General features: G+C 70.6%; 5 protein-coding genes. 3 read left to right on the plus strand and 2 right to left on the minus strand.

Annotation, left to right across the window (positions count from 1 at the left end):
* The first annotated feature begins 241 nt into the window (after positions 1-241).
* Entirely contained in the window at positions 242-1,771 is a 1,530-nt protein-coding gene (locus tag RS86_RS00815) for a nucleobase:cation symporter-2 family protein (RefSeq protein WP_082076461.1), read from the plus strand.
* 285 nt (positions 1,772-2,056) lie between these two features.
* Positions 2,057-3,424 (plus strand): 8-oxoguanine deaminase, encoded by a 1,368-nt coding sequence (locus RS86_RS00820; protein ID WP_045270308.1) that lies wholly within the window; start codon positions 2,057-2,059, stop codon positions 3,422-3,424.
* A gap of 318 nt (positions 3,425-3,742) precedes the next feature.
* On the opposite strand, the gene RS86_RS00825 is transcribed toward RS86_RS00820, so the two are convergent.
* Entirely contained in the window at positions 3,743-5,116 is a 1,374-nt protein-coding gene (locus tag RS86_RS00825; protein ID WP_045270309.1) for a glucose-6-phosphate dehydrogenase, read from the minus strand.
* Between the two features lie 169 nt (positions 5,117-5,285).
* On the opposite strand from RS86_RS00825, the gene RS86_RS00830 reads away from it, so the two are divergent.
* On the plus strand, positions 5,286-7,115 hold the full coding sequence (locus RS86_RS00830; RefSeq protein ID WP_045270310.1) for a glycoside hydrolase family 15 protein: 1,830 nt from the start codon (positions 5,286-5,288) through the stop codon (positions 7,113-7,115).
* 128 nt (positions 7,116-7,243) lie between these two features.
* Here RS86_RS00830 and RS86_RS00835 read toward each other — a convergent pair whose 3' ends face one another.
* On the minus strand, positions 7,244-7,828 hold the full coding sequence (locus RS86_RS00835; protein WP_045270314.1) for a nitroreductase family protein: 585 nt from the start codon (positions 7,826-7,828) through the stop codon (positions 7,244-7,246).
* Between the last annotated feature and the right edge of the window lie 267 nt (positions 7,829-8,095).

The raw sequence follows: 8,095 nt of genomic DNA on the forward strand, positions 1-8,095 counted from the left end.
AGGAAAGGCCCCGGATCTCCCTGATCCGGGGCCTTTTCCGAGCCTGGACGGCGAGGAAGGCCGCCTCTTTACTATCCGCATTATGGAAGTCTCACTCCGAGATTCGGAAAAAGTTCTTGACTCTGGATGGGGCCCTGGTTAGCCTGAGGGTGTCTCCAGAGCTGGAGACGCACCAGGACTAACAGCACAACCGCCCCGCATGCGAGGCGGAACGCGCGACTCGCCGTCGAACCGCCATCGCATGGCGTTGCGGACGGCCGCCGCCTCGCTCACCTGGTGCGCTGCCCCCGACGAAGAGGTCGAATTGACTACCAAGCAGAAGAAGGAGTTCGTCCGCCCAGAGGACGAGCGCCTGCCGATCGGCGCGACCATCGGCTACGGCATCCAGCACGTGCTCACGATGTACGGCGGCATCATCGCCCCGCCGCTCATCATCGGACAGATGGCAGGGCTGAAGCCCGGCGAGATCGGCGTGCTCATCGCCGCGTGCCTGTTCATGGGCGGTCTCGCCACGATCCTGCAGACCGTCGGCGTCCCGTTCTTCGGATCCCAGCTGCCACTCGTCCAGGGCGTGTCGTTCTCGGGCGTCGCGACCATGGGCGCGATCGTCACGAGCGGCGGCGGGCTCCCGGCGGTGTTCGGATCCGTCATCGCCGCCTCGGTGATCGGCCTGCTGATCGCCCCGGTGTTCGCGACCGTGATCCGGTTCTTCCCGCCGGTCGTGACCGGAACCGTGATCACCACGATCGGTCTCAGCCTCCTCCCGGTCGCGGCCGGCTGGATCATGGGCACCGGTGAGAACACCGGCGGCGCGAAGGGCGGCGCCCCCGAGAACCTGATGCTCGCCGGCATCACCCTGGTGATCGTCCTGATCCTCAGCAAGATCCCGGTGGGCGCGATCTCGCGCCTCGCGATCCTGCTCTCCATCGTCCTCGGCACGATCGTCGCCGTCTTCCTCGGCAAGGCCGACTTCAGCAAGGTCGGCGAGGGCGACATCTTCGCCCTCCCGCAGATCTTCGGGTTCGGAATGCCGACCTTCGAGATCGCGAGCATCATCTCGATGCTCATCGTGATCCTGGTGACCCTCACGGAGACCACCGCCGACATCCTCGCCGTGAGCGAGATCGTCGGCACCAAGGTCGACTCCAAGCGCATCGCCGCGGGGCTCCGCGCCGACATGCTCTCCAGCGCGGTCTCTCCGATCTTCGGCACGTTCACGCAGTCCGCCTTCGCGCAGAACGTCGGCCTGGTCGCCATCACGGGCGTGAAGAGCCGCTTCGTGGTCACCGCCGGCGGTGGCGTGCTGGTGATCCTGGGTCTGCTGCCCGTCCTGGGCCGCGTCGTCGGGGCGATCCCGACCCCGGTCCTCGGCGGCGCGGGCCTCGTGCTGTTCGGCTCGGTCGCAGCGTCCGGCATCCGCACGCTCGCCAAGGTCGAGTACCGCGACAACATGAACCTCGTGATCGTGGCCACGTCGATCGCGGTGGGCATGCTCCCGATCGCCGTCCCGACGATCTATGAGCAGATGCCGGCCTGGTTCGTGACGATCTTCCACTCCGGCATCAGCTCGGCCGCGGTCGTCGCGATCCTGCTGAACCTGCTCTTCAACCACCTCGGCAGCGTGAAGCGGAAGAACGCGTTCGTGTCGGCGCCGACCCGCAGCATCCCGGTCGCGTACCTGGACGCCTTCGAGGACGGCGACTCGATCATCGACGGCAAGATCGTCGACCGCGAGGGCAACGAGGTCACGGTCGAGCGTCCGGCGCACTGATCCGGAACGGGGTCGTCGCCCTTCGTCTCGTCGCTGCGCTCCTCGCTCAGGGGCCGGCCTCCACCGGTTCCTGAGCGAGCGCAGCGAGACGAAGGGCGTCGTCCGTATCGCGGAATCCTGATTCTAGGATCCGAAAAAGACCGTTGACCGGCGTCGAGGGTCCGTGATAGATCTGAAAGGCCTCCTCGATCGGAGGCGCACCTGGATCAGCAGACAGGTCAAAACTGAGCTGGCCCCCGCGGGGCCAGGTTCCGGCTCCGCTCGTCGAACGAGGGAGTCTGCTCGATGTCCGAATCCACCCGCACCGTCTGGCTGAAGAACCCGCTCGGGATCCACACCGGCGACAGCGCCGATGCCCGTGGCGGCCTGGTCGTCGCCGGATCCACGATCCTCGAGGCCGTGCCTGCCGGCGGATCCCCGTCCTCGCCGGTCGACGAGGTCTACGACGCCTCGCGCCACGTCATCATCCCCGGCCTGATCAACACGCACCACCACTTCTACCAGACCCTCACCCGGGCGTGGACGCCCGTGGTCAGCGCCGAGCTGTTCCCGTGGCTCAAGGGCCTGTACGGCGTCTGGGCGGGGCTCACCCCGCGCGATCTCGAGCTCGCCACGACCGCCGCGCTCGCCGAGCTGCTGCTGAGCGGCTGCACCACCGCCGCCGACCACCACTACCTGTTCCCGAACGGGCTGGAGGAGGGCATCGACGTGCAGGTCGATGTCGTGAAGCGCCTCGGCATGCGCGCGACCCTGACTCGCGGATCCATGTCCCTCGGTGAGAAGGACGGCGGGCTGCCGCCGCAAAGCACGGTGCAGGACGCGGAGGTGATCCTCGCCGACAGTGAGCGCCTCGTGGGCGCTTACCACGAGCGCGGAGAGGGCGCGTTCGTGCAGATCGGCCTCGCGCCGTGCTCGCCGTTCTCCGTCACCACGGAGGTCATGCGCGACACGGCGGCCCTGGCCGAGCGCCTCGACGTGCGCCTGCACACGCACCTCGCCGAGACCATCGACGAGGAGGACTTCTGCCGGGAGCGGTTCGGGCTGCGCACGGTGGACTACCTCGACAGCGTCGGCTGGCTCGGGGACCGCACCTGGCTCGCCCACGGCATCCACTTCGACGACGACGAGATCGCCCGCCTGGGCGCCGCCGGCACCGCGGTCTCGCACTGCGCCACCTCGAACATGCGCCTCGCGAGCGGGATCGCGCGCGCGGTCGAGCTCGAGGCGGCGGGCGTGCCGGTCGGACTGGGCGTGGACGGATCCGCGTCGAACGACGGATCCAACATGATGATGGAGGTTCGTCAGGCCCTGTACCTGCAGCGCCTGCGCTACGGCGCCGCCGCGGTCACCCCCGAGCGGGCGCTGGACTGGGCGACCCAGGGATCCGCCCGCGCACTCGGCCGTTCCGACATCGGCGTGCTGAGCCCGGGCACGCAGGCGGACCTCGCGATGTTCACCCTCGACGAGCTGCGCTTCTCCGGCAGCCACGACCCGCTCGCGGCCCTGCTGCTGTGCGGCGCCGAACGCGCGGACCGGGTCATGGTCGGCGGCACCTGGCGCGTGCTGGACGGCCGGATCGTCGGCCTGGACGTGCCGCAGCTCATCGCGCACCACAGCGAGGCCGCCCGCCGTCTGCTCGCCCGCCACGGCTGACGAGGGCTTCGGGGCACTCTGTTTGTCGGTTTGTTCCGGGTTTGGGGCGCGCTCTGTCGTTTTGGGGCGCGCCTCGTCGGGAATTCGTGGCCGGACGCGCCCCAAACCGGTGGGGTGCGCCCCAGACCGGCGTGGTGCTCGAGGCGGGGCCGGTGGATCCTGGCCGGATCGGGGGCTGGATCCGGGACCAGGTCCGGGCGGCCCGACTCGGGTTCGGGGCGCGCTCTGTCGTTTTGGGGCGCGCCTCGTCGGGAATTCGTGGCGGGACGCGCCCCAAACGGGTGGGGTGCGCCCCGAAACGGTGGTGGTGGGGACGACTCAGCGCTGGGAGGTCGCCCACTTCTCCGGGCCGGTGGATCCGGCCGGATACTCCTGCATCGGCACGGCGCCAGAGCGCCAGGCGTCGAGAGCGGGCTGGATGATCCGCCAGCACTGCTCCGCCGCGTCGCCGCGGACCGACAGTGCGACGTCGCCGTCGAGGATCTCGCTGAGCACCTCGGTGTAGGCCAGCAGCGTGCCCTTGCCCAGTCCCGTGGACAGGACGTCGCGGCGCAGGGCGAACGGATCGTCGCCGCCGTTCACGTTCAGTTCGAGCTCGATCCGGTCGGGGCCGAGCGAGAATCGCAGCACGCCGCCGTCCGTCGGCATCCCCGTGAGCCCGCCGGGGATGTGCCGCACGGGCCGGAACGTGACGACGATCTCCGCGCAGCGCTCGCCCAGGGCCTTTCCGCTGCGCAGCGTGAAGGGCACGCCCGCCCAGCGCGCGGTGTCGACCTCGCAGGTGATCTCGGCGAGAGTCTCGGTGCCGCGGGCCGGATCCACGCCCTCCTCGTCGGAGTACGACGGCACAGGGCGGTCGTCGCTCGTGCCCGACGTGTACCGGGCTCGGCGGGTCGAAGCGACGGGGTCGTCGCCGAGGATGCGGGTCGCGCGGAGGGCTGCGGCCATCGCATCGCGCAGGTCGATCTCGTCCAGATCCGCCGGCTGCTCCATCGCGAGGATCGCGAGCACCTGCAGCAGGTGGCTCTGGATCATGTCGACGAGAGCGCCGGCCTTGTCGTAGTAGCGCGCGCGGTTCTCCAGTGCGAGCGACTCGTCGTAGCGCACCAGCACCGACTGCACGTGGTCGGCGGACCAGACGGGCTCGACAAGCCGGTTCGCGAAGCGGACGCCCATGATGTTGAGGATCGTGGAGCGTCCCAGGAAGTGATCGACGCGGAAGACCTGGTTCTCCGGCACGATCCGGGTGACCAGCGCGTTGAGGGCGGCAGCGCTCTTCTCGTCGCTGCCGAACGGCTTCTCCAGCGCGAGCACGGTGCCCTCGGGCAGGGGGATGTCGACGAGCTTCTCGCACGCCATCTCCGCGACGGCGGGCGGAAGGGCGAAGTAGATCACGAGCGACCCTTCGACGCCCTCGATGAGCGCCGCGAGCGCGTCGCGGTCGGTGACGTCCGCCTTCACGTAGCTGGTGCCGGCGATCCGGGAGATCTGGTCCGTCGCGTCGACGGTCGCGAACGCGGTGCGCACGGCCTCCTGCCAGCGCTCGTCGGACCAGTCGTCGGATCCGGCGCCGTGCAGGACCAGGGCGCGATCGGGCTGGCGCTTCAGGAGCTGCGCGATCGCGGGCAGGAGGAGGCGGGAGGTGAGGTCGCCGGAAGCGCCGAGGATGAGCAGCGTCGTCGGGGTGGTCATGCGCCCACGATACGTTCCGCGTCCCTGATCTGTCGCTGCGACGGGGCCCGGATCTTCTCGACACGGCGGCGGATCCTTTCGCGGGTGCGTGGACGGCGGCGGGGACGGATCCTTCCCCGGCGGGCGTTGCCCTCCGCCGTGCGCCGGGGCTCGTGCCAGACTGCGAAGGATGGAGACCGCTCCGATCGAGGATTACGCACTGCTCAGCGACGGGCGCACCGCGGCCCTCGTAACGCGGGCGGGCAGCATCGACTGGTTCTGCGCACCGAGGCTGGATTCCGCGTCGCTGTTCGGCGCCCTGCTCGGCGGCGTCGAGCAGGGGCACTGGAGTCTGCGCCCGGTGGATCCCGAAGCGATCGCGTCCCGGCGCTACGACGGCGACACTTTCTGCCTCGTGACCCGGTGGGAGAGCGCGGACGGCGTCGCCGAGGTGCGCGAGTGGATGCCGGTCCTGCTGCCGAAGGATCCGGGATCGCTCGAGGGCGCGAAGGCCGGGCTGGGCGCGGACCGCACGGACATCGTCCGTCGGGTCGTCGGGATCAGCGGGCGGGTGTCCTTCGCGCAGGAGCTGCGGCTCCGGTTCGACTACGCCAGGGCGCTGCCATGGGTGCGTCAGACCGGCAGCCCCGGGTCTCCCGAGCTCACCGCGACCGCCGGCCCCGACGCCGTCGTGGTGCGCGGCGCCGAGTTGCAGCCGCACGGGCACAGCCACGTCGGCACGGTCGACGTGGCCGCAGGCGAGAGCGCGGACCTCACGCTCACCTGGTTCCCGTCGTACCGTCCGGCTCCCGGAGCGCTCGACGTCGACGCCGCGGAGCGGGCGACCGGGGACTGGTGGAGCGACTGGGCCGACGGCATCGCGCACGAGGGCCCGCACGAGGACGACGTGCGGCGTTCGCTGCTGCTCCTGCGCGCGCTCACCAATCGCGAGACCGGCGGGATCGCGGCCGCCGCGACGACCTCGCTGCCGGAGGAGTTCGGCGGCGCACGCAACTGGGACTACCGCTACGTCTGGCTGCGCGACGCCGCGCTCACGCTCGAGTCGCTGCTCGCGCACGGCCTCGCGGACGAGGCGCGCGCGTGGCGCGATTGGCTGCTGCGGGCGGTGGCCGGAGATCCGGCCGATCTGCAGATCATGTACGGCCTGGCGGGGGAGCGGGATCTGCTCGAACGCGAGATGCGGTCCCTTCCGGGATACGCCGGGTCCGCCCCGGTGCGGGTGGGCAACGCCGCCGCCGAGCAGTTCCAGGCGGACGTCTTCGGCGAGGTGATGGTGACGCTCTCCGCCGCCCGCAGAGCGGGCCTCGGCGAGTCGGCTCGGTCCTGGTCGCTGCAGCGGGTCCTGCTGCGGCATGCCGAGAAGCAACTGGACCATCCGGACAACGGCATGTGGGAGATCCGCGGGGATCCGCAGTTCTTCACCCACTCCCGCGTGATGCTGTGGGCGGCGTTCGACCGCGGGGTGCGTGCGGTCGAGGAGGACGGCGCGCACGGCCCCGCGGAGCGCTGGCGCGGCCTGCGCGACCGGCTGCGCACGGAGATCGACGAGCACGGAGTGCGGGACGGACACTTCGTGCAGCACCGCGGCACGGATGAGGTCGATGCGGCGCTGCTGCTCATCCCGCGCACCGGATACTGCGCTCCCGACGACCCGCGCATGCTCGCGACCGTGGAGCGGATCGAGCAGACGCTGATCCACGACGGGCTCGTGAACCGCTATCGCACCGGCACCGGCGTGGACGGCCTGCCCGGGGGAGAGAACGCGTTCCTCGCGTGCTCGTTCTGGCTCGTGGAGCAGTACGCGGTGACGGGTCGCATGGCCGAGGCGCGGGAGCTCATGGACCGGCTGTGCGCGCTGCGCAACGACGTCGGCATGCTGAGCGAGGAGTACGACCCCGTGGGGCGCCGGCACGTCGGCAACACCCCGCAGGCGTTCTCGCACCTGTCCCTCGTTCGTGCGGCCGACGCGCTCGCCGCGGGCCTGCACCGCAAGCGCTGAGGCGGGCGTCGCTGCCTCCCTGGTGCACCCGCGCTCCGCCGGGGAACCCTCCCCACATGCGAGTCGTCCCCGTCAGCGGAGCCTATGGCGTGCGCTGGCGGGGACGACTCGGAGGTAGAGAGAACCGATCAGGCGTTGATCAGGAGGGTGTCCGCGATCGGGCGGCGCTCGCGCGGGGCGTTCTCGCGCTGCTGCAGCTCCTCGGGAGCGGTGCGGATGTCGCCGAGCTCGCCGACGGCCATGACCGAGATCGGGGTGAAGTCGGCGCTCAGGTCGAACGCGGCGGAGATCGCGTCGCGGTCGAAGCCGCCCATCTGGTGGGTGGAGAGGCCGTCGGCGTGCGCCTGCACGGTGAAGTGCGCCGCCGCCTGGCCGGTGTCGTAGAGCGCCCAGGTCATGGGCTGGCCGTCGCGCGTGGTCTCGGCCACGAACACCACGAGCAGAGCGGCGTCGCCGGCCCAGGCGCTGTTGAAGCCGGCGAGGGTGCCGAGGACCTTGGCGTGCTCCTCGGATCCGCGGCGGGCCACGATCACGCGCCACGGCTGGGTGTTGGCGGCGGTCGGAGCCCAGCGGGCGGCCTCGAGCGCGCTGGCCAGGGCCTCCTCGTCGATGGTCGAGGCGGCGTCGAAGATGCGGGTGCTCCAGCGCTCGGCGAGGATGTCGAGGATCGGGGCGTCGGTGACAGCGGTGCGGTCGGAGGCGGGGGTGCTCATGGCGATGAGGCCTTTCGGGTCGGTGGATCTGCTGCCGGACCCCATCGTCCGCACCCTGAGGCTAACAATGCATGCGTATGAATATTCCTGACACCCGGAACGCAGGCTTCCCGGGGGGATCCGGATCCGACTCCCCACTGACCACGAGACTCCAACTGGGCGACGAGACTGCGCTCCTGAACTGCAGTCTCGTCGCGGAGATGGAGTCTCGCGGTCAGCGGGCCGGGGCGTGATGACCCGACCCACCCGGCCCGCTGACCGCGAGAC

Source organism: Microbacterium azadirachtae, assembly GCF_000956505.1.
In the GTDB taxonomy this organism is placed as follows: Bacteria; Actinomycetota; Actinomycetes; order Actinomycetales; family Microbacteriaceae; genus Microbacterium; species Microbacterium azadirachtae_A.